This is a genomic window from Streptomyces sp. NPDC032940 (assembly GCF_040636935.1).
Classification (GTDB): domain Bacteria; phylum Actinomycetota; class Actinomycetes; order Streptomycetales; family Streptomycetaceae; genus Streptomyces.
The window spans coordinates 362,934-383,621 of the sequence record NZ_JBEZVJ010000002.1 but is presented as its reverse complement, the minus strand read 5'-3'; the positions used below and the strand labels follow the sequence as shown (position 1 = coordinate 383,621).

Genomic DNA, 20,688 nt, shown 5'->3' with positions numbered 1-20,688 from the left:
CTGCGTCGTGACGACCGTCCGGCTCCCCCTCTTCCCCCTGAACTCGGTCCTGTTCCCGGGGCTGGTGCTCCCGCTCAACATCTTCGAGGAGCGCTACCGCGCCATGATGCGCGAGCTGCTGAAGACCTCCGAGGAAGAACCGCGCCGGTTCGCCGTCGTGGCGATCCGCGACGGTCACGAGGTCGCCCCGAGCGCCCCCGGCATGCCCGACCCGACGGCCGTGCCCGAGCGCGGCCCCACGGCCGGCTTCGGCCCCGACCCGGCGAAGGCCTTCCACAAGGTGGCCTGCATCGCGGACGCCGCGACGATCCGGGAGCGGGCCGACGGCACCTTCGAGGTGCTGGCCACCGGGACGAACCGGGTGCGTGTGCTGTCGGTGGACGCCTCCGGGCCGTACCTGACGGCCGAGCTCGAGCCGCTGGCCGAGGAGCTCGGCGACGAGGCGGGAGCACTGGCCGAGGGGGTACTGCGGTCGTTCCGCCAGTACCAGAAGCGCCTGGCGGGGGCCCGCGAGCGCTCGCTGGCGACCGGCGCCGACCTGCCGGACGAACCGGGCGTGGTCTCGTACCTGGTCGCCGCCGCGATGGTGCTGGACACACCGACCAAGCAGCGCCTGCTCCAGGCCCCGGACACCGCGTCCCGGCTGCGCGACGAGCTGAAACTCCTTCGCGCCGAGACAGCGATCATCCGTACGCTGCCGTCCCTGCCGGCGTCCGATCTGACGCGCGGTCCGACGAGCTTCAACTGAGGTGCTGGCCCCGATGGCGAAGAAGTCGAAGAAGCAGCAGCAGTCGGGGGGAACGCCCGCCACGGTGGCCCTCACGGCGGCCGGGGTGGCGTACACGGTCCACGCCTACGACCACGACCCGGCCCATCCGTCCTACGGCGAGGAGGCGGCCGAGGCGATGGGGGTGTCGCCGGAGCGCGTCTTCAAGACGCTGGTGGCGGACGTCGACGGCGCGCTGACGGTCGCGGTGGTCCCGGTGGCGGGCCAGCTGGACCTGAAGGCGCTGGCCTCCGCGGTCGGCGGCAAGCGGGCGGTGATGGCCGACCCGGCGCTGGCGGAGCGCACCACGGGCTATGTGCGGGGCGGCATCTCCCCCCTCGGCCAGCGCAAGCGGCTCCCGACGGTCCTGGACGCGTCGGCGTCCGGCCACCCCACGATCTGCGTCTCGGCGGGCCGGCGCGGCCTGGAGGTCGAGCTGTCCCCCGACGACCTGGCGAAACTCACGTCCGCGACCCTCGCTCCCATCGGCCGCCCCTGATCCGCCACCCGGGCGGCCACGCCCGTCCCGGCGCCCGGCGCCATGCCCGTCACACGCTCCGGCGCACCCCGGCCGTCCCCGGCGCGACGGGCCCGACCGCGGCCCGCGCCGGCCGAAGACCTACGCCGACTTCCCGCCGTACGGCCCCTGCGGGTACTGCGACGGCGGGTACGGCTGCTGCTGCCCGTACGGGTCCGGGTCGCGGGGGCCGAACAGGCCCGTCAGCCCCAGGTGCACCGCCAGCGCGGCGAACGGCCAGGCCAGCCACGCCCCCTTCGCGCCCAGCTTCAGCGGCGCGGCGAACGTCGTCCCCTTGCCCACCTCCCGGGCGTGGGCGATCACGTCCTGCGTGGGGCCCAGCCACACCCCGACCCGCCACGCCAGCAGCGAACCGAGGAAGGCGCCGATGCCCAGGCCCACCACCAGCGGCACGCCCCCGCGCCGCCGCAGCAGGAAGACGACCAGCGCGCTGAGTGCGCCGAACCCGAGCCCGAGCAGCGTGAACGTGCCGTCGACGCCGATGGCCTGCTCGCCCTCGGAGTCCTTGAGGTAGACCGCCCAACTGCCGTCCACGACGTCGCCGACGAGCGGCACGCTCGGCGCCAGCCACCACCACAGCACGCCCAGCAGGACGCCGGAGACGGCCACCGCCACCAGGGTCACGGCGGCCTGCCGCACTTCGGTCAGCATCCCGGGGCCGTCCTGTTCACCGTGGTGGTCGTACGAGGTGCCCACCGCATGCGCGCCCACGGGCGGCGGCACCGGCCCGCCGTGGGACGACGAGTGTTCGTTCGGCGGCGGAGGAGGAGTCAGAGGTGCGGTCACCCTGCCATCGTGCCAAACGCGCCTGTGCCGCGCGTCACCGGACGGCGGCCCGGCGGTACGCCCAGGTGGCGACGGCCAGGGAGATCACGCCCACCGCCGCGCACACGGCGAGGTCCCCGAGGACGAAAGCCCAGTCCGGCCGGGGCCCGAAGGTGCGCGCGAAGGCCTCCACGCCGTATGTCGAGGGCAGCAGGTCGCGGGCCAGCCGCACCGCCTCCGGCATCCGCTCGGCGGGCAGCACGCCCAGCAGCAGCGCCGCCGACATGCCCAGCTGGCCGAGCAGGGTGGCGAGCTCCGGCCGGGGCGCGAGCAGCCCCAGCGCCGCGCCGAGCCCGGCGAGCGCGGCGCCGGCCAGCGGGATCACGGCCACCAGCACCCACAGATGGGTCATCGGCAGCCCGAACAGCAGGCATCCGAAGACGGCCGTCACCACGGTCCCGGGCACGGTGAAGGACGCGTAGGCGCCCGCCGCGCCCAGCACCACCGCGGCCGGCGGAACGGGCAGCGTCGCGTAGTGGTCGAGGCCGCCGCTCGCGCGCAGCTGGCCGAAGTACTGGGCGAGCAGGTTCAGCGCCACGAAGGCCACGACGAGCACCGCCGAGCCGGCGACGACGGCCTGCGCCTCGCCGCCGCCGTCCACGACGCCGCGCATCAGGATCATGATGCCGATCGACTGGAAGGTGGCCACGAACAGCAGCGGGATCCGAGCGACCCGCGCCCGGGACAGCTGCGCCCGGTACACGGCCACCAGGGAGGGCCACAGCCGCGCCCGGGGCCCGAGCGCGGCGGCCCCCCGCTCCTCGGCGGCCGGGGCACGGTCGGGCAGGACTTCGGCGGGTACGACACTCACGTCGTGCTGCTCCCCTTCACCACTCGTCGCTGAGCCGCTGTGCACTCGGCCCCCTCACGCACGTGCTCGCCCCGTCCGGTACGGACGCGGCGTCGCGCTCTCTCACCGTCCGGCGGCTCACGCCCTGACCAGCCCCTGCCGCGCGGCGCCGCCCAGCGCCAGGTACACGTCCTCCAGGCTGGGCGTGGCCAGCGTGAAGTCGTCCAGCGCGGCGAACGCGGCCCCGCCGGTGACGGTGGCGACGACCGTGCGGGCCTCCTCGGGGGCGAGCCGCAGCGTCCAGCGGCGCCCCGACTCGGCGGCCCGGTCGCGCAGCGCGGCGACCTCGGGCACTCCCAGGGGGGCGCTCTCGCGCCACACCAGGTCGACGCGGACCTCTCCGGCGACCTGTTCCTTGAGCCCGGCCGGGGTGTCGCAGGCGATCACCCGGCCGCGGTCGAGGACGGCGACCCGGTCGAGGACGGTCTCGGCCTCGATGACGTTGTGGGTGACGAGCAGCACGGTCGTGCCGCGCTCGGCGCGCCGGCGGTCGACGGCGGCCCAGACGGCGCGCCGCGCCACCGGGTCCATGCCGGTGGTCGGCTCGTCCAGGACGAGCAGCGGCCGCTCGCCCACCAGTGCGGCGGCGAAGCAGGCCAGGCGCCGCTGGCCGCCGGAGAGCTTCTTGATCGGGCGGGAGGCGAGGGGGGTCAGACCCAGTTCGTCGAGGACGGCGTCCCGCTCGGCGCGCGCGTCGGCGGCGTCGAGGCCGCGCAGCCGCCCGGTGGTCTCGGCGGCGAGGGAGACGGTGAGCTCGTCCAGGGCGCTGGACTCCTGGCCGAGGTAGGCGAGGATCCGCGCGGCCCGCTCGGGGTGGCGCACGATGTCGTGGCCGAGAATCTCCACGCTGCCGCTGTCGGGCCGCATCAGGCCGGTCAGCTGGCGGACGAGGCTGGACTTCCCCGCGCCGTTCGGGCCGAGCAGTCCGAAGATCTCACCCCGGTGGATCTCCAGGGTCACGTCGTCCGTGGCCCGGACCTCGGGGGCGGCGGGAACGCCGCGCCGGCCGCGTACCGCCGCATAGGTCTTGGTCAGTCCGCGCACCACGCACACGGCATCGCCACCGGGTCGAGATGCCTGGGTCGCGCGCGTATTCACAAGGGACGAGAGTACGGGGTCGTGAACCCCGCCTCGTCCTCGGGTCCACCCATAAGCATCAATTCGGCCAGGGCGTCACTCCCCGGCCGGAGCGTGCTCGGTGGCGGTCCGTACGTCGATCTCCCGCCAGAACCCGGCCCGGATCGCGTACCGGTCGTGCTCGTCGATCTGGTCGTCCTTGTGGGCCAGCAGCCCGAAGCGGGCGGCGTACCGCAGCAGCTCGCCGTCGACCCGGTGCGGGATGCGGGGGTACATGCCCGACAGCTTCTGCAGATGGCCGTGGTCGCCGAGGCGCTCCACCCAGCGGCGGGCGAAGACCTGCCCCACCTCGTACGGGTCGCCGCCGACCGTGGTGATGTCCTCCTCGCGGTCGGCCCAGCGCTGCTCGGCCGTGGTGAGCTGGGCCAGCGTCGGCAGTGTGACGGCCTCGGCCGGCTCGGCGGCGGGCCGGTCGACCCAGCCCTTGTCGGAGGACCAGCGCAGGGTGGCGGTCGGCGGGTGGGCGGCGGGCTGGGCGCCTCCCTGGCCGCCGGGGGCGCGCAGCGAGGCCAGGTCCTTGGGGGTCGGGACGCCCCTGGCGGGCGTCGTGCGCTCCTCGGTGCCGTTGCGTGCGGCGGAGGTGTCCGCGGCGGGGTGCGCGGGCTCCCGGGCGGGCCGTTCCGTCGCGGCGGACAGGGCGGACTCGGGCAGCGGCGCCGAAAGGATCGCGGCGATCTCGGGCCGGGGCACCGGGGGCGGGGCACAGATGCCGCCGGTCTCCTTGGCGCGCACGGCCTTGGTGATCCAGGCGCGGTCCAGCACGCGGCGTTCGTCGGCCTCGGCGACCAGGTCCTCGGACTGGTTGTAGTCGCCGTCGGCGGCCTGTACGGCCCACAGGTGGACGGCGACGCCGTGTTCCTTGGCGGCCATCATGCCCGGCAGCAGGTCGCCGTCGCCGGTCACCAGGACGACGTCCGAGCAGGCCCGGTTGCGGGCCAGCTCGGTCAGTTCGGCGTGCATGGCCGCGTCCACGCCCTTCTGCGCCCAGCGTCCGTCACTGCGGGTGAGGGCGCCGAGCCGTACGGTGACCCGGGGCATCACGCGCAGCCGCCGGTGCTCGGGCTGCGGGACGCGGTCGGGGGCGCCGTCGAACCAGTAGATGCGCAGCAGGGGCTGCTGCGTGTCGGACTCGGCGCGGTCGCGCAACCCCTGGATGAGGGCGGCGTGATCGACGGTGATGCGCGAGCGCGAGGGCTCCCCGGCGAGGAGACTGGCGGCGGCCCCCAGCAGATACCCGGCGTCCACCAGGACGATGCAGCGGTCCACGCGATCCACCCTCTTTCCGGGAGGTTTGCTTCGGGCTTCCTTCGAGTCTGCCCGACGGCGCGGAGGTTAACGGCCCGAACTCGATCTTCGGCGTGGCGTTTCGGCGGCCCGCGGCCCGACGAGCCGTGTCACGCACGGTAATTACCCGATATGCGTTCTTTTTCAGTCTATGTGAATCTGAGGCGGTACCTGGCCCGACAGATCCCCCTCAGGAGGTAGATCACCATGGCCAAGAACAAGAACAACCGTGACCGTAAGCAGTCCCAGTCCGCCCGTGCCCCGCAGTCCGCCGAGTCGGCCGTGCTGGACCGCGAGGAGCAGCACGCCCCGCCGCTGTCTCCCGGCGACGTGGCCTCCCGCAAGCGGCAGAAGCGCTTCGGCCACAACTGACGTCCGGTGCGGGGGCCGTTGCGCCCGCCGTGACAACGAAGGGGCGCACCCGGTGCCGGGTGCGCCCCTTCGCCGCTCGGGCGTCAGCCCGCCAGGCAGGACGGGCCGAGCAGCACCTTCAGGTCGCCGAAGAGCGCCGGATCGGGCTTCACCCGGTGCCGGTCCAGGCGCAGCACCGTCGTCTTCGTCGGGCCCTGGAGCTTGATCCGGACCTCGCTGTCGCCGCGGTGGTGCGTGAGAATCTCTCCGAGGCGGCTGACCATCGGCGGGGTGACCCGGGTCGCGGGGATGGTGAGGACCACGGGCGCGTTGGTCCCCGCGTTGGACAGGTCGGGGATCATCAGCTCCATCGCGACCAGTCGCGGCACGTCCTCCCGCTTGTCGAGGCGTCCCTTGACGAACACCACGGCGTCCTCGACGAGTTGGGTGGACACCAGCTGGTAGGTCGCGGGGAAGAACATGCACTCGATGGAGCCGGCCAGGTCCTCGACGGTGGCGATGGCCCAGGCGTTGCCCTGCTTGGTCATCTTGCGCTGGAGGCCGGAGATGATGCCGCCGATGGTGACGACCGCGCCGTCGCCGAAGTCACCGCCCGTGAGCTGGGAGATGCCCGCGTCGGCCTTGTCGGACAGGACGTGCTCGAGCCCGAAGAGCGGGTGGTCGGAGACGTACAGACCGAGCATCTCCCGCTCCTGGGCGAGGAGATAGGTCTTGTCCCACTCCTCGTCGCTGAAGGTGACGTCGAGTCCGAAGCCGGGTTCGTCGTTCTCCTCCTCGCCCATGCCGCCGAAGAGGTCGAACTGGCCCTCGGCCTCCTTGCGCTTGACCGCGACCACGTTGTCGATCATCGGTTCGTACTGCGCGGTGAGGCCCTTGCGGGTGTGGCCCATCTCGTCGAAGGCGCCGGCCTTGATCAGCGATTCCGTCGTCCGCTTGTTGCAGACGACCGCCTCGACCTTGTCCAGGTAGTCGGGGAAGGAGGAGTACTTCCCCTTGGCCTTGCGGCACCTGATGATCGACTCGACCACGTTGGTGCCGACGTTGCGCACGGCGGAGAGGCCGAAGAGGATCACGTCGTCGCCCTGGGCGGCGAAGTTGGACATGGACTCGTTGACGTTGGGCGGGAGCACCTTGATGCCCATGCGCCGGCACTCGTTCAGATAGACGGCCGACTTGTCCTTGTCGTCCTTGACCGAGGTGAGCAGCGCGGCCATGTACTCGGCGGGGTGGTTGGCCTTGAGGTACGCCGTCCAGTACGAGACCAGGCCGTACGCGGCCGAGTGCGCCTTGTTGAACGCGTATCCGGCGAAGGGGACCAGCACGTCCCACAGCGCCTGGATGGCCTCGTCGCTGTAGCCCTTCTTGCGGGCGCCCTCCTGGAAGAGGACGAAGTTCTTCGCCAGTTCGTCGGGCTTCTTCTTGCCCATCACGCGGCGCAGGATGTCGGCCTCGCCGAGCGAGTACCCGGCGATGATCTGGGCGGCCTTCTGCACCTGCTCCTGGTAGACGATCAGGCCGTAGGTGACCGCGAGGACCTCCTGGAGGGGTTCCTCCAGCTCCTTGTGGATCGGCGTGATCTCCTGGAGGCCGTTCTTGCGCAGCGCGTAGTTGGTGTGCGAGTCCATGCCCATGGGGCCGGGACGGTAGAGCGCGGAGACGGCGGAGATGTCCTCGAAGTTGTCGGGCTTCATCAGCCGCAGCAGGGAGCGCATGGGCCCGCCGTCGAACTGGAAGACGCCGAGGGTGTCGCCGCGCTGGAGCAGGTCGAAGGTCGTGGGGTCGTCCAGCGGCAGGGAGAGCAGGTCGAGGTCGATGCCCTTGTTGGACTTCACCATCTTGACGGCGTCGTCCATGATCGTGAGGTTGCGCAGGCCGAGGAAGTCCATCTTCAGCAGGCCGAGCGACTCGCACTGCGGGTAGTCCCACTGCGTGATGGTCACGCCGTCGGTGTGCCGCACCCAGATCGGGGCGTGGTCGACGATGGGCTCGCTGGACATGATGACACCGGCGGCGTGCACGCCCATCTGCCGGACCAGGCCCTCGACGCCCTTGGCGGTGTCGATGACCTTCTTCACGTCCGGCTCGTTCTCGTACATCGCGCGGATCTCGCCGGCCTCGCTGTACCGCGGGTGGGCCGGGTCCGTGATGCCGTTGAGGTCGATGCCCTTGCCGAGGACGTCGGCGGGCATGGCCTTGGTGAGCCGGTCGCCCATCGCGTACGGGTAGCCCAGCACGCGCGCGGAGTCCTTGATGGCGTTCTTCGCCTTGATCTTGCCGTAGGTGCCGATCATGGCGACCTTGTCGGCGCCGTACTTCTCGGTCACGTACCTGATCACCTCGACGCGCCGACGCTCGTCGAAGTCGATGTCGACGTCGGGCATGGAGACGCGCTCGGGGTTGAGGAACCGCTCGAAGATCAGGCCGTGCGGGATCGGGTCGAGGTCGGTGATGCCCATCGCGTAGGCCACGATCGAACCGGCCGCGGAGCCTCGGCCGGGGCCGACGGCGATGCCCTGGTTCTTGGCCCACATGATGAAGTCGGCGACCACGAGGAAGTAGCCCGGGAACCCCATCTGGATGATGACGTCCATCTCGTACTCGGCCTGCTTCTGGCGGTCCTCGGGGACGCCGCCGGGGAAGCGGCGCTCCATGCCGCGGCGGACCTCCTCCTGGAACCAGGTGATCTCGGTGTAGCCCTCCGGGATGTCGAACTTCGGCATCAGGTCGCGCTTCTCGAACATGCCGGTCGTGTCGATCATCTCGGCGACCAGGAGCGTGTTGGCGCAGCCCTCCTGCCAGGCGTCCGAGGAGTCGATGGCGTACATCTCGTCCGTGGACTTCAGGTAGTAGCCGGTGCCGTCGAAGCGGAAGCGGTCCGGGTCGGAGAGGTTCTTGCCGGTCTGGATGCACAGCAGGGCGTCGTGGGCGGTCGCCTCGTGCGCGTAGGTGTAGTGCGAGTCGTTCGTCACCAGCGGCGGGATGCCGAGCTTCCGGCCGATCTCGAGGAGGCCGTCGCGGACCCGGTGCTCGATGTCGATGCCGTGGTCCATCAGCTCCAGGAAGTACCGGTCCTTGCCGAAGATGTCCTGGTAGTCGGCGGCGGCCTTGAGTGCCTCGTCGAAGTGGCCGAGGCGCAGCCGGGTCTGCACCTCGCCGGAGGGGCAGCCGGTGGAGGCGACGATCCCCTCGGACCACTGGGAGATGGTCTCCTTGTCCATCCGGGGCCACTTCTGCAGCCAGCCCTCGGCATAGGCGTCGGAGGAGAGGCGGAAGAGGTTGTGCAGCCCCGTCTTGTCGGTCGCCCACATCGTCTTGTGGGTGTAACCGCCGGAGCCGGAGACGTCGTCGCGCTTCTGGTGCGGCTGGCCCCACTGGATCTTGCGCTTGTTGCGCCGCGACTCGGGGGCGACATACGCCTCGATCCCGATGATCGGGGTGATCCCGGCCTTCTTCGCGGAGTGGAAGAAGTCGTACGCCCCGTGCAGGTTGCCGTGGTCGGACATGGCGATGTGCGTCATGCCCATCTCGTTGCACGCCTCGAACATGTCCTTCAGCCGCGCGGCACCGTCCAGCAGCGAGTACTGGGTGTGGACGTGCAGGTGCGTGAACGGCGGCTTGGACACGTGCGGCCTCCTGGGAAAGCTCGGTCGACGGGCTGCGGTCAGTCCGGGGGTCAGCGTCGAAGTCTATGCCCCGGGACTGACACTCCGGGGCCTCGGCCGCGTACCTTCGTGCGGGGCCCCGCGTGTCGGGCGGGCCCCGGGCCGCGGGCACTCTCGCATGCCCTCGAACGTTGGTCCGAGTGCAGTTCTCCGCTGCACTCGCCACGCACCACCCGTACCAGGAGGCACCCAGCGATGTCGGTCCCGCAGCTCCGCGACGAGCACCGCGGCGAGGAGATCCTCGCCGTCTTCGACACCGCCTTCGGCGAGCTCCTGGCCGCCGACCCGGCCGCGTTCCGCGTGAAGTTCCGCAAGATGGCGGCCTCGGCCTTCGCCTTCTACCGGGGCACGGCGTGCCTCTTCTACCACGACCTGGACGCGGAGACCGCGGGCGGCCCGTACCTGGACGAGCGGACCTCCCGGGTGTGGATCCACGGCGACCTGCACGCGGAGAACTTCGGCACGTACATGGACTCCACCGGCCGCCTGATCTTCAACGTCAACGACTTCGACGAGGCGTACGTCGGCCCGTTCACCTGGGACCTCAAGCGCTTCGCGGCCTCCATCGCGCTGATCGGGTACGCGAAGGCGCTCAGTGACGAGCAGATCACCGAGCTGGTGCGGGTGTACGCGGGCGCGTACCGGGAGCGGATCCACTCGCTGGCCACGGGCGCCAAGAGCGACGAGGTGCCGCCGTTCACGCTGGACACCGCGGAGGGCCCGCTGCTGGGCGCGCTGCGCGTCGCCCGCTCGCTGACCCGGTTCGGGCTGCTGGAGTCGATGACGGAGATCCGCGACTTCGAGCGCCGCTTCGCCGCCGGCGGCGGCGCCGTAGAGCTGGACGCGGCCACGCGGTACAAGGTGCTGGCCGCCTTCGACGGCTATCTGGAGACGCTCCCGGAGTCGTCGCTCGCCCGCCCGGACTCGTACCGCGTCAAGGACGTCGTCGGCCGCCGGGGCATCGGCATCGGCTCCGCCGGTCTGCCGTCGTACAACATCCTCCTGGAGGGCAACAGCGACGCCCTGGAGAACGACGTGGTGATCTACATCAAGCAGGCGCAGACCCCGGCGGTCTCCCGGCACGTCACCGACCGGGCGATCCAGGACTACTTCCAGCACGAGGGCCACCGCACGGTGATCTCCCAGCGCGCCCTCCAGGCGCACGCCGACCCGTGGCTGGGCTGGACCGAGCTGGACGGCGCCGGGCAGCTGGTCGCCGAGGTCTCGCCGTACGCGGTGGACCTGGACTGGGGCGACATCGACGACCCCGAGGAGATCGCCGAGGTCGTCGCCGACCTGGGCCGGGCCACGGCGGCCATGCACGCGGCGGCGGACGACCAGTCCGGGGAGTCCCTCGTGCCCTTCTCCACCGAGCGGGCCATCGACGCGGCGATCGCGGCCGACGAGGAGGGCTTCGCGCCCCTGCTGGTCGACTTCGCGCACACCTACGGGGCACGCGCGCGCGCCGATCACCAGACCTTCGTCGACCTCTTCCGCAACGGCCGGATCCCGGGCCTGTGACCGCCGGCCGCCTCACAGGGACCCTTTAAGGGACTCTTACCGGTCCCCATGACACACTCTTGACTCGCTATGGACATATCCGGAACCCCGCTCAGAGCCGTGCGCGCGGCGCTGTTCACGGCACTCGTCGTGACGCTCAGCACCGCGTCGCACGTGCTGCTGTCCGGGGTTCCGCTGCCGCTCAGTACGGTGGCCGCGGTCGCCGCCGCCGTGTTCCTGATCGCGTACGCCCTGGCCGGGCGGCGCGAGCGCGGCTTCGGGCACATCGCCACCCTGCTGATCCCGCTGGAGCTGGCGGCCGACACCGTCCTCACCACCGGGCAGCACGTCTGCTACGGCGAGGCGGGCGGCCCGGTCGCGGGTCCCCTGCGCTCCGTGGGCTTCGACGTGCTGTGCGGCGGCGGCATGGGCGTGGGCGCCGGGGCCGGCACACCGCTGACCCGGGTGACGGGTGCCGACACCGACCGCCTGGCGTCCCTGCTCGCCCACGCCGACCCCGCGACCGCCTGGCTGCTGCTGGGCGCGCACGTCGGCGTCGGCCTGCTCGCGGCGGCCTGGCTGCGGCGCGGTGAGCGCGCGCTCGGACGGCTGCTGGGCGCGGTGGCCGCGACGACCTTCCGGCCGCTCCTGCTCGCGGTCGCGGCCGTGGCCGTCCGCCGGGCCCCGGCGGTGCGCCGCCCGGCCCCGGCGGTCCGCCGCACGGCGGGCGCCCGCGAGCGGATCCTCACGCACTCCCTGGGACGGCGCGGACCGCCGGTCTCGCCCGCGTTCGCGTGACCCCCCGGTCACCGAGCGCCGACCGGCCCCCATTCCCATTCCGCACACCCCCGTGTGCGCGTCCCCGGAGAGAACATCACCATGAGCAAGCGGAACAGCCAGGCGGCGAAGACGGCGGCCCGTGAGCGGCTGCGCCAGGAGCGCGAGCGCCAGGCCAAGCGCGACAAGGTCAAGCGGCAGGCCATCGTGGCCGGCTCCATCGTCGGCATCCTGGCGATAGCCGGCGGCGTCAGCTACGCCGTCGTGCAGATGAACAAGCCCAGCGGCTGGGAGAAGGCCGCCGAGGCCAAGGTGGTGGCCCCTGCCCACACCTCGGGCAAGGACGGCACCACGGTCGTCGTCGGCGAGTCCAAGAGCGACAACGTGGTCCACCTCTACGAGGACCCCCGCTGCCCGGCCTGCGCCTCCTTCGAGCAGAACCTCGGCGAGACCGTCAACAAGGGCATGACGGACGGCGACTACAAGCTCTCCTTCACCATCGGCACCTTCCTGGACGGCAACCTCAGCGGCGAGGGCTCGAAGAACGCGCTCAGCGCGCTCGGTGCCGCGCTGAACGTCAGCACGGACGCCTTCCTCGACTACAAGGCCGCGCTGTACTCGTCCGAGTACCACCCCGCCGAGACGACCGACGAGTTCGCGAAGGACGACTACCTGATCAAGGTGGCGAACACGGTCGACGCCCTGAAGAACAACAAGACGTTCCAGGACGCCGTCGAGAAGGGCACCTACGACGCCTGGGCGATGCGGATGAGCAAGTCCTTCGACGACGCCGACGGCGTCGAGTCGACCCCGACCATCAAGATCAACGACAAGGTGATCGAGAACCCGAGTACGGTCGCCGACTGGCAGAAGGCGCTCAAGGACGCGGGCGTCACCAAGTAACCCGGGGCACCGGGCAGTCGACGGGCGGGCGAACTTTCGCGAGTTCGCCCGCCCGCGCGCATACCGATCAGTAACCTGATCGGCCGTGACCAGTCGACACAGATCATCCGAAGAGATCCTCCCCGTGCCCGCCGAGCGGGCCGGCTCGCGCACGCCCAGCCGCCGCACGGTCGTCAAGGCCGCGGCGGCCGGGGCCGTCCTCGCCGCGCCGCTCGCCGCGGCCCTGCCCGCCGGGGCCGCCGCTGCCGCCCCCGTCTTCCTGCACGGCGTCGCCTCCGGCGATCCGCTGCCCGACGGCGTCCTGCTGTGGACCCGGGTGACGCCGGTGCCCGAGGCGGTGCCCGGTTCGGGCATAGGGCCGGACACCGAGGTGAGCTGGATCGTCGCCACCGACAAGGCGCTGACGAACATCGTCGCCAAGGGGTCCGTCATCGCGACCGCCGCCTCCGACCACACGGTCAAGGCGGACATCCGCGGCCTCGCCCCGGCCACGGACTACTGGTACCGCTTCTCCGCGGGTCCCACCGACTCCCCCGTCGCCCGCACCCGGACCGCCCCCGCGGCCGACGCGGCCGTCACGGGCCTGCGCTTCGGCGTGGTCTCCTGCGCCAACTGGGAGGCCGGCCACTTCTCCGCGTACCGCCATCTCGCGGCCCGCGGCGACCTGGACGCCTGGCTGCACCTGGGCGACTACATCTACGAGTACGGCACCGGCGAGTACGGCACCCGCGACACCGTGGTGCGGCGGCACGCACCCACCCACGAGATCGTCACCCTCGCCGACTACCGCACGCGGCACGCCCGCTACAAGACCGACCCCGACCTGCGGGCGCTGCACGCGGTCGCACCCGTCGTCGCGATCTGGGACGACCACGAGTTCGCCAACGACACCTGGTCGGGCGGCGCCGAGAACCACACCGAGGGCGCCGAGGGCACCTGGGCGGCGCGTCAGGCCGCCGCCAGGCAGGCCTACTTCGAGTGGATGCCGGTACGCCCGGCGATCGCCGGCACCACCTACCGGCGGCTGCGCTTCGGCAAACTGGTCGACCTCTCGCTCCTGGACCTGCGCTCGTTCCGCTCGCAGCAGGTGGCCCTCGGCAACGGCGACGTGGACGACCCGGAGCGCACCCTCACCGGCCGCGCCCAGCTCGACTGGCTGAAGGCCGGGCTCGCGTCCTCCGACACCGCCTGGCGGCTGGTCGGCAACCCGGTGATGATGTCGCCGTTCGCGGTCGGCTCGCTCCCCGCCGAGCTGCTGAGGCCGCTCGCCGAACTCCTCGGCCTGCCGAAGGAGGGGCTCGCCCTCAACACCGACCAGTGGGACGGCTACACCGACGACCGCCGCGAACTGCTGGCCCATCTGCGCGCGGGAGCGATCCGCAACACGGTGTTCCTGACCGGCGACATCCACATGGCGTGGGCCAACGACGTGCCGTACAACGCCGCCACCTACCCGCTGTCCGGCTCGGCGGCCACGGAGTTCGTCGTCTCCTCGGTGACCTCCGACAACCTGGACGACATCCTGAAGGTCCCCGAGGGCACGGTGTCCGCGGTCGCCGCGCCGGTCATCCGGGCGGCCAACCGGCACGTCCACTGGGTCGACACCGACCGGCACGGCTACGGGGTGCTGGACGTCACCGCCGAGCGGGCCCAGATGGACTACTACGTCGTATCCGACCGCACCGACCCGGACGCCCGGTCCACGTGGGCGCGCTCCTACCGCACCCGCAGCGGCACGCAGCGCGTCGAGCGGGTCCACTCCCCCGTCTGATCCCCGCGGGTCCGCTCGCACCGGCGTTTTCCGGCCAGTCATGGAAGTCGAGCGGACCACCGCGGAGGACCCGTGCGACTACGGCGGGTGGTGTGAACGGTGAACCGAACCGGGACACGCCGCCCGCCGGGCTCCGTACCCGTCACGCTGCGATCCCGAACGCCGGCCGGTGAGCCGGGCCCGCCCCGGGACCCTTCCCGAATTGCCCGTGTTCGCCGGGTGTTCGTTTGGGCTTGATCATTGCTCCGTCTGCATCGGCATGTACACGTAATCTCCGGGCGGCGGCCAGGAAGATCCCTGCGCCCCATCCCCACCGCATCCGCTAGGAGCCCCCATGCGTGCGCTTGCCCGGATACCGTCCCTGACCCCCAGACGCCTTCTCGGCACGGCCGTCGCGGCCGGAACCCTGCTGCTCTCCCCGCTGTCCGCACCCACCGGCGTCGCTGCCGCCGCCGGCACCCCGGCCGCCGACTGCGCCGACGACACCCATGCCACGGCCCGCCAGGCCCGCCCCGGCCACGGCGACCACGCCGCCGAACCGAACGAGGTCAGCGAGGCCGACGCCCGGGCCATGGACGCCGACCTGCGCGGCAAGCTCGACAAGCTGCGCGCGAGCGGCCGCGTCACGGCGACCGCCGCCTCGGCCACCGTCCCGGTCTACTTCCACGTCATCCACGACGGTGCCGCCGGCAAGCTCGACTCCGCCGACATCACCGCCCAGATGAACGTCCTGAACGCGGCCTACGCGGGCGGCGGCTCCGGCAACACCGACTCCGGCTTCCAGTTCACCCTGGCCGGCACGGACTACACCGACAACGCCGCCTGGTACACCGTCGGCTCCGGCTCGCCGGAGGAGAAGGCGATGAAGTCCGCCCTGCGCCAGGGCGGCGCGAACGCGCTCAACGTCTACGCGGCCAACATCGGTGACGGGCTCCTGGGCTGGGCCACCTTCCCCAGCTCCTACCGGTCCAGCCCCTCCATGGACGGCGTCGTCATCCTCAACTCCTCGCTGCCGGGCGGTTCCGCCGCCAACTACGACCAGGGCGACACCGCCACCCACGAGGTGGGCCACTGGATGGGGCTCTACCACACCTTCCAGGGCGGCTGCAACGGCCAGGGCGACTACGTAGCCGACACCCCGGCCGAGAAGAGCCCCGCCTACCAGTGCCCCGAGGGCCGTGACACCTGCGCCCGCCAGACGGGAGCCGACCCGATCCACAACTTCATGGACTACACGTACGACGCGTGCATGGACCGGTTCACCGCGGGCCAGGTGCAGCGCATGCAGGACAGCTGGGCGGCCTACCGGGCCGGCTGATCCCGCTCGAGCGAGTCGAGGAAGCCGAGCGCCACCCGCCAGGTGGCCTCCGCCGCCTCCTCGTCGTAGTCCGGCGAGTCGGGGTCGGTGTAGAGGTGTCCCGCGCCCGCGTACCGGTACACCTCCACGTCGGCGCCGGCCCGGCCCATCTGGAGATACCAGGCGCTGAGCCAGTCGTCCGTCTCGAAGGGGTCGGGCTCGGCCACGTGCAGCTGCACCGGCAGGTCGTCCACCGAGGCGTTGGCGGCGATGTCCGAGGTGCCGTGCAGGAGCAGCAGCCCGCGCGCCCGGTGGTCGCCGAGGGCGAGGGTCTGGGCGACGGAGGCACCGAGCGAGAACCCTGCGTACACCAGCCCGCGCTCGGAGTAGGGCGCGGCGGCCAGCACGGCCCGCTTCAGCAGCTCCTCCCTGCCGGCCTCGTCCTGGTACGCCATGCCCTCCTCGACCGTGTCGAACGTCCGTCCCTCGAAGAGGTCCGGGGTCCAGACCTGGTGCCCGGCCTCGCGCAGGCGGTCGGCGGCCTGCCGCACCGCGGCCCTCGGGCCGTGGGTCGAATGAAAGAGCACGATGTTCATGGGGCCATGGTGCCAGCCGGGTGTGACAGGGCGACGGGCGACGGCCTCCCGGCGGGGGACACACGTCACAGGTTCACACCCGGGCCGGGCCGGTTACGTTCGAGGGATGGAGACGATACTCCGCCCACTGATCGTGGTCGGCGGCTCCGTCCTGCTGACCCTGGTCATCGGATGGGCCACCGACCTGCTGCTGCGCAAGGCCGACGGACGGCACCCCGAGACGCCCCTGTGGGGGCTGCTGCGCCGCGCGCGCGTCCCGTACCAGGTCGTGCTGTGCGCGGCGCTGCTGAGAGGGAGCTACGTCGAGGCCCGGGTGTTCCCGGAGCACCATGTGGGGGTCGGGCGCACGCTGACGCTGGTGCTGATCGGCTCGGCGGCCTGGCTGGCGATCCGGATCGCCGGGGCCGTCGTCGAGACGTCCTACTCCCGTTACGCCCATGCCCACGCCCAGCGCGACCCGGCCCGGGTGCGGCGGGTGCGCACCCAGGTGTCGCTGATCCGGCGGGTCGTCTCGGCGGTCGTCGGCGTGGTCGCCGCGTCGGCGATGCTGCTGACGTTCCCGGCGATGCGCACGGCGGGTGCCTCCCTGCTGGCCTCGGCCGGCATCCTCGGCATCGTCGCCGGTGTCGCCGCGCAGTCCACCCTGGGCAATCTGTTCGCGGGGCTGCAGATCGCCTTCGGCGACATGGTCCGCATCGGCGACACGGTCGTGGTGAACGGCGAGTGGGGCACCGTCGAGGAGATCACGCTGACCTTCCTGACCGTGCGGACCTGGGACGAGCGCCGGATCACGATGCCGGTGTCGTACTTCACGTCCCAGCCGTTCGAGAACTGGTCGCGGGGCACCCCGCAGATGACCGGCGTCGTCTACTGGCACCTCGACCACACCGCCCCGCTGGACGCGATGCGCGAGCGGCTGCGGGACATCCTGCGCGGCTGCCCGGCCTGGGACGGGCGGGCGTACAACCTGACCGTCACGGACACCACCCCGAACACCATGCAGGTGCGGGCGCTGGTGACGGCGAAGGACGCGGACGACATCTGGACGGTACGGGTCGAGGTGCGCGAGCAGATGATCCGCTGGCTGGCCGACGAGCACCCGTACGCCCTGCCCCGCGTCAACACGGCGGACGCGGACCGCCGCCCGGGCCGCGACGGCTTCCCCCGTTCCCGGCGTTCACCGGACGGGGAGGTCCGGCGCTTCCCGCACCAGTCGCAGAAGTCCCTGTGACCGCGGGCCCGCCGGCCGGGCGGCGCCGTCAGCGCAGGCTGCGCACGTCCAGGTGGCGCAGCACCCGGTCGACGATCTCCGGGTCGGCTCCGGGTTCGCTGCGTGCGGCCAGTACCTCGTGGCGCGCGGCGCTGAGCATCTCGCCCTGGATCCGGCGGATGCGCTTGAGCCGCCGGGTCCGCTGGAGCTGAGCCTCGCGCCGTTCCTCGTCGCCGATGTCCGGGCTGATCCGGATGCCGATGTCGAAGGCCCGCCGCAGCATCTGCTCGGACAGCTCCTCCGGCAGTTCCTCGACCGCCTCGATCTCCTTGAGCCGCTGTTTCGCCGCCTTGGCCGCGCGCACGGCGAGCGCCTTCTCGTACTCCTTCTCGCGCTCGGTGTCCGACCGCACCCCGAGCCGGTTCACCAGCCAGGGCAGCGTCAGGCCCTGGAGCAGCAGCGTCACCATGATCACGCCGAAGGCGATGAAGACGATCTCCTCGCGGTTCGGGAAGGGCGACCCGTCGTCCGTCTCCAGGGGGATGGCGAGCGCCAGCGCCACCGAGGCGACGCCGCGCATCCCGGACCACCACATGACGACGGTCTCCCGCCAGCTGGTCGGGATGTCCTCGTCGTGGTCGCGCCGGGCGTGCAGCCGCTGGGTCAGCCAGGTGGCCGGCAGCAGCCAGGCCAGCCGGACGAGGATCACCACGCCGGCGACCGCCCCGGCCCAGCCCAGCAGCTCGGTCCATCGCCCGGAGGCCGTGCGGACGGCGTTGTGCAGTTCCAGTCCGATCAGTCCGAAGGCGACTCCGGTGACGAGGGTGTCGACGACGTCCCAGACCGTGTGCCCGGCGAGCCGGGTCATCACGTCGTCGGCGCCGACGGCGTACTCGGCGAGGAACATGGCGGTGGTCAGCACGGCGAGGACGCCGGAGCCGTGAAGCTCCTCGGCCAGCACGTAGGCGGCGTACGGCACCAGCAGCGTCAGCCCGATCTGCAGGGTCGCGTCGCCCAGCAGGTCCAGCAGTTTGTAGGCGCCCCAGCCCAGCGCGAGGCCGACCGCGACGGCGACGACGGCGGACAGCACCAGGTCCAGCCCGGCCTGCCAGGGCGAGAAGGAACCGCTGACGGCCGCGGCGATGGCCACGTGGTAGAGGACGATGGCCGTCACGTCGTTGAAGAGACCCTCGCCCTCCAGGATGGAGACCAGGCGGCGCGGCAGTCCCAGCTGGCCTGCGACGGCGGTGGCGGCGACGGGGTCGGGCGGCGCCACCAGCGCGCCGAGCGCGAAGGCGGCCGCGATCGGCAGGCCCGGCACGACGGCGTGGGCCACGGTGGCCACGCACGCCGTGGTGACGAACACCAGGGCGACGGCCAGCAGGAAGATCGGCCGTTTGTTGGCCGCGAACTGCCGCCAGGAGGTGCGCCGCACGGCCGCGTACAGCAGCGGCGGCAGCAGCGCGGGCAGGATGAGCTCCGGCGGGATGTCGACGTTGGGCACGAAGTCGAGCAGCGCCAGGACGATGCCGAGGACGGTCATCAGCACGGGCGCCGGCAGTCCGAGGCGGTCCCCGACCGGGACGCTCAGCAGGGCCCCGAGCAGCAGCATGAACAACAGGGCCAACTGATCCACGGTCACCGCTCCGGTGGGGTCTCGGCGTGCACACGGCGGGGCTCAAGCCTGCCATGTCACCGGCCCCGCCGGCCGGTCCGGCTCAGCCCGGCACGGCTCGCTCCTGGAGAACGCGCCGCATCGCACGGTGGGGTATCCCCGCGTCGGGGAACTCCGGTCCGTAGGCCCGGTACCCCAGTCGCTCGTAGAAACCCAGGGCGTGCGTCTGCGCGTGCAGATCGACGGCGGTGAGCCCGCGCGCGCGTGCCGCGTCCTCGACGGCGCGCACCAGCGCCGCCCCGACGCCCAGCCCGCGGGCGGCGCGGACGACGGCGAGCCGTCCGAGGGAGCCGACGGCCGGGTCGCCGTCGCCGTTCTTCGCCACGGCGGCCGCGCCGTGCAGCAGCCGCGAGGTGCCGAGCGGGACGCCGTCCTCCCGGACCGCGAGGACGTGCACGGCACCGGAGTCGTACGCGTCGTACTCGATGTCCTCCGGGACGTTCTGCTCGGCGACGAAGACCTCCTTGCGCACCGCGAAGCACGCCTCCCGGTCGGCCGGGTCCTCGGCGACGCGCACCCGGTAGGCCGGGGCGCTCATGCGTAGGTCTCCTCGCGGACCCGGTCCAGGGCCTGCTGGAGGTCCTCGGGGTAGTCGCTGGCGTACTCCACCCACTGCCCGTCGCCGGGGTGCTCGAAGCCGAGCCGGACCGCGTGCAGCCACTGGCGGGTCAGGCGCAGCCGCTTGGCGAGGGTGGGGTCGGCGCCGTAGGTGAGGTCGCCGACGCAGGGGTGGCGGTGGGCGGCCATGTGGACGCGGATCTGGTGGGTGCGGCCGGTCTCCAGCTTCACGTCGAGCAGGGACGCGGCGCGGAACGCCTCGATCAGGTCGTAGTGCGTGACGGAGGGCTTGCCCTCGGCGGTGACGGCCCACTTGTAGTCGTGCTGCGGGTGGCGGCCGATGGGGGCGTCGATGGTGCCGCTGGTGGGGTCGGGGTGGCCCTGCACGAGCGTGTGGTAGCGCTTGTCGACCGTGCGCTCCTTGAACTGGCGCTTGAGCGAGGTGTACGCCCGCTCCGACTTGGCGACCACCATCAGGCCGGAGGTGCCCACGTCGAGGCGGTGCACGATGCCCTGGCGCTCGGCGGCGCCGGACGTGGAGATGCGGTACCCGGCGGCGGCCAGTCCGCCGATGACGGTCGGTCCGTTCCAGCCCGGGGACGGGTGGGCGGCCACGCCGACCGGCTTGACGATCACGACCACGTCCTCGTCGTCGTGCACGATCTCCATGCCCTCGACGGGCTCGGCGACCACCTGCACCGGCGCGGGCGCCTGCGGCATCTCGACCTCGAGCCAGGCGCCGCCGTGGACGCGCTCGGACTTGCCGACCACCGATCCGTCGACCTGCACCTTGCCCGCCGCGGCGAGCTCCGCGGCCTTGGTACGGGAGAAGCCGAACATGCGGGAGATGGCGGCGTCGACGCGCTCGCCCTCCAGGCCGTCGGGCACGGGCAGGGTACGGATCTCGGGAAGCGTGCTCACCCGTCGAGTATGCCGGACGCGCCGGACGGTCCCGCACGCCCGTCCG

At 72.1% G+C, this 20,688-nt stretch carries 18 protein-coding genes; 9 read left to right on the top strand and 9 right to left on the bottom strand.

The genetic code is table 11. The features are described from left to right. Positions 1–7: 7 nt before the first annotated feature. Positions 8–748, top strand: a complete 741-nt coding sequence (locus AB0E77_RS04350; RefSeq protein ID WP_361565309.1) for an LON peptidase substrate-binding domain-containing protein — start codon at positions 8–10, stop codon at positions 746–748. A 13-nt stretch (positions 749–761) separates the two neighbouring features. Beyond that, on the top strand, positions 762–1,265 hold the full coding sequence (gene ybaK, locus AB0E77_RS04345) for a Cys-tRNA(Pro) deacylase (RefSeq protein ID WP_361565307.1): 504 nt from the start codon (positions 762–764) through the stop codon (positions 1,263–1,265). Between the two features lie 120 nt (positions 1,266–1,385). On the opposite strand, the gene AB0E77_RS04340 is transcribed toward ybaK, so the two are convergent. The 4 genes from AB0E77_RS04340 to AB0E77_RS04325 all read right to left on the bottom strand — a co-directional run bounded on the left by AB0E77_RS04340 (position 1,386) and on the right by AB0E77_RS04325 (position 5,382). Continuing rightward, positions 1,386–2,090, bottom strand: coding sequence for an AAA family ATPase (locus tag AB0E77_RS04340; RefSeq protein WP_361565304.1), 705 nt, complete (start codon positions 2,088–2,090; stop codon positions 1,386–1,388). A 34-nt stretch (positions 2,091–2,124) separates the two neighbouring features. After that, positions 2,125–2,940: an ABC transporter permease gene (locus tag AB0E77_RS04335; RefSeq protein ID WP_161166509.1), complete on the bottom strand. Its 816-nt coding sequence runs from the start codon at positions 2,938–2,940 to the stop codon at positions 2,125–2,127. A 117-nt stretch (positions 2,941–3,057) separates the two neighbouring features. Next, positions 3,058–4,032 (bottom strand): ABC transporter ATP-binding protein, encoded by a 975-nt coding sequence (locus AB0E77_RS04330; protein ID WP_361565302.1) that lies wholly within the window; start codon positions 4,030–4,032, stop codon positions 3,058–3,060. A gap of 120 nt (positions 4,033–4,152) precedes the next feature. Continuing rightward, a complete protein-coding gene (locus tag AB0E77_RS04325) occupies positions 4,153–5,382 on the bottom strand; it encodes an NYN domain-containing protein (RefSeq protein ID WP_361565299.1) in 1,230 nt (409 codons plus the stop codon). 225 nt (positions 5,383–5,607) lie between these two features. Between AB0E77_RS04325 and AB0E77_RS04320 the strand changes: the two genes are divergently transcribed. Beyond that, the gene (locus AB0E77_RS04320; protein WP_361565296.1) at positions 5,608–5,772 is read left to right on the top strand and encodes a hypothetical protein; all 165 of its coding nucleotides are present in this window, start codon (positions 5,608–5,610) and stop codon (positions 5,770–5,772) included. 83 nt (positions 5,773–5,855) lie between these two features. Here the strand turns inward: AB0E77_RS04320 and dnaE are convergent, their stop codons facing one another. Further along, complete coding sequence (gene dnaE, locus AB0E77_RS04315) at positions 5,856–9,395, bottom strand: DNA polymerase III subunit alpha (protein WP_361565294.1); 3,540 nt, start codon at positions 9,393–9,395, stop codon at positions 5,856–5,858. A gap of 234 nt (positions 9,396–9,629) precedes the next feature. On the opposite strand from dnaE, the gene AB0E77_RS04310 reads away from it, so the two are divergent. The 5 genes from AB0E77_RS04310 (at position 9,630) to AB0E77_RS04290 (ending at position 15,703) form a co-directional block, all read left to right on the top strand. Then, on the top strand, positions 9,630–10,955 hold the full coding sequence (locus AB0E77_RS04310; protein WP_361565291.1) for a DUF2252 domain-containing protein: 1,326 nt from the start codon (positions 9,630–9,632) through the stop codon (positions 10,953–10,955). Positions 10,956–11,024: 69 nt separating this feature from the next. Continuing rightward, the gene (locus AB0E77_RS04305; protein WP_361565288.1) at positions 11,025–11,732 is read left to right on the top strand and encodes a hypothetical protein; all 708 of its coding nucleotides are present in this window, start codon (positions 11,025–11,027) and stop codon (positions 11,730–11,732) included. A gap of 81 nt (positions 11,733–11,813) precedes the next feature. After that, positions 11,814–12,614: a DsbA family protein gene (locus AB0E77_RS04300; RefSeq protein WP_361565286.1), complete on the top strand. Its 801-nt coding sequence runs from the start codon at positions 11,814–11,816 to the stop codon at positions 12,612–12,614. A gap of 85 nt (positions 12,615–12,699) precedes the next feature. Further along, positions 12,700–14,385, top strand: coding sequence for an alkaline phosphatase D family protein (locus AB0E77_RS04295; RefSeq protein WP_361565283.1), 1,686 nt, complete (start codon positions 12,700–12,702; stop codon positions 14,383–14,385). 334 nt (positions 14,386–14,719) lie between these two features. Further along, complete coding sequence (locus AB0E77_RS04290) at positions 14,720–15,703, top strand: zinc metalloprotease (RefSeq protein ID WP_361565280.1); 984 nt, start codon at positions 14,720–14,722, stop codon at positions 15,701–15,703. On the opposite strand, the gene AB0E77_RS04285 is transcribed toward AB0E77_RS04290, so the two are convergent. Further along, positions 15,688–16,278 carry a dienelactone hydrolase family protein gene (locus AB0E77_RS04285; protein ID WP_361565278.1) on the bottom strand — a complete coding sequence of 197 codons (591 nt, stop codon included), beginning with the start codon at positions 16,276–16,278 and terminating at the stop codon, positions 15,688–15,690. The genes AB0E77_RS04290 and AB0E77_RS04285 overlap by 16 nt on opposite strands. 106 nt (positions 16,279–16,384) lie before the next feature. On the opposite strand from AB0E77_RS04285, the gene AB0E77_RS04280 reads away from it, so the two are divergent. Continuing rightward, positions 16,385–17,509, top strand: coding sequence for a mechanosensitive ion channel domain-containing protein (locus tag AB0E77_RS04280; RefSeq protein ID WP_361565275.1), 1,125 nt, complete (start codon positions 16,385–16,387; stop codon positions 17,507–17,509). Between the two features lie 28 nt (positions 17,510–17,537). On the opposite strand, the gene AB0E77_RS04275 is transcribed toward AB0E77_RS04280, so the two are convergent. The 3 genes from AB0E77_RS04275 to AB0E77_RS04265 all read right to left on the bottom strand — a co-directional run bounded on the left by AB0E77_RS04275 (position 17,538) and on the right by AB0E77_RS04265 (position 20,642). Then, the gene (locus tag AB0E77_RS04275; RefSeq protein ID WP_361565272.1) at positions 17,538–19,124 is read right to left on the bottom strand and encodes a Na+/H+ antiporter; all 1,587 of its coding nucleotides are present in this window, start codon (positions 19,122–19,124) and stop codon (positions 17,538–17,540) included. An 82-nt stretch (positions 19,125–19,206) separates the two neighbouring features. Then, a complete protein-coding gene (locus AB0E77_RS04270; RefSeq protein ID WP_361565269.1) occupies positions 19,207–19,701 on the bottom strand; it encodes a GNAT family N-acetyltransferase in 495 nt (164 codons plus the stop codon). Then, entirely contained in the window at positions 19,698–20,642 is a 945-nt protein-coding gene (locus tag AB0E77_RS04265) for an RluA family pseudouridine synthase (protein ID WP_361565266.1), read from the bottom strand. Before AB0E77_RS04265 ends, AB0E77_RS04270 begins: the two co-directional genes overlap by 4 nt. Between the last annotated feature and the right edge of the window lie 46 nt (positions 20,643–20,688).

What these genes read in the sequence shown, in the direction of transcription:
- ybaK (WP_361565307.1), top strand. Translation starts at nt 762, where the DNA reads ATGGCGAAGAAGTCGAAGAAGCAGCAGCAGTCGGGGGGAACGCCCGCC.
- AB0E77_RS04320 (WP_361565296.1), top strand. Translation starts at nt 5,608, where the DNA reads ATGGCCAAGAACAAGAACAACCGTGACCGTAAGCAGTCCCAGTCCGCC.
- AB0E77_RS04310 (WP_361565291.1), top strand. Translation starts at nt 9,630, where the DNA reads ATGTCGGTCCCGCAGCTCCGCGACGAGCACCGCGGCGAGGAGATCCTC.
- AB0E77_RS04305 (WP_361565288.1), top strand. Translation starts at nt 11,025, where the DNA reads ATGGACATATCCGGAACCCCGCTCAGAGCCGTGCGCGCGGCGCTGTTC.
- AB0E77_RS04300 (WP_361565286.1), top strand. Translation starts at nt 11,814, where the DNA reads ATGAGCAAGCGGAACAGCCAGGCGGCGAAGACGGCGGCCCGTGAGCGG.
- AB0E77_RS04290 (WP_361565280.1), top strand. Translation starts at nt 14,720, where the DNA reads ATGCGTGCGCTTGCCCGGATACCGTCCCTGACCCCCAGACGCCTTCTC.
- AB0E77_RS04285 (WP_361565278.1), bottom strand. Translation starts at nt 16,278, where the DNA reads ATGAACATCGTGCTCTTTCATTCGACCCACGGCCCGAGGGCCGCGGTG.
- AB0E77_RS04280 (WP_361565275.1), top strand. Translation starts at nt 16,385, where the DNA reads ATGGAGACGATACTCCGCCCACTGATCGTGGTCGGCGGCTCCGTCCTG.
- AB0E77_RS04270 (WP_361565269.1), bottom strand. Translation starts at nt 19,701, where the DNA reads ATGAGCGCCCCGGCCTACCGGGTGCGCGTCGCCGAGGACCCGGCCGAC.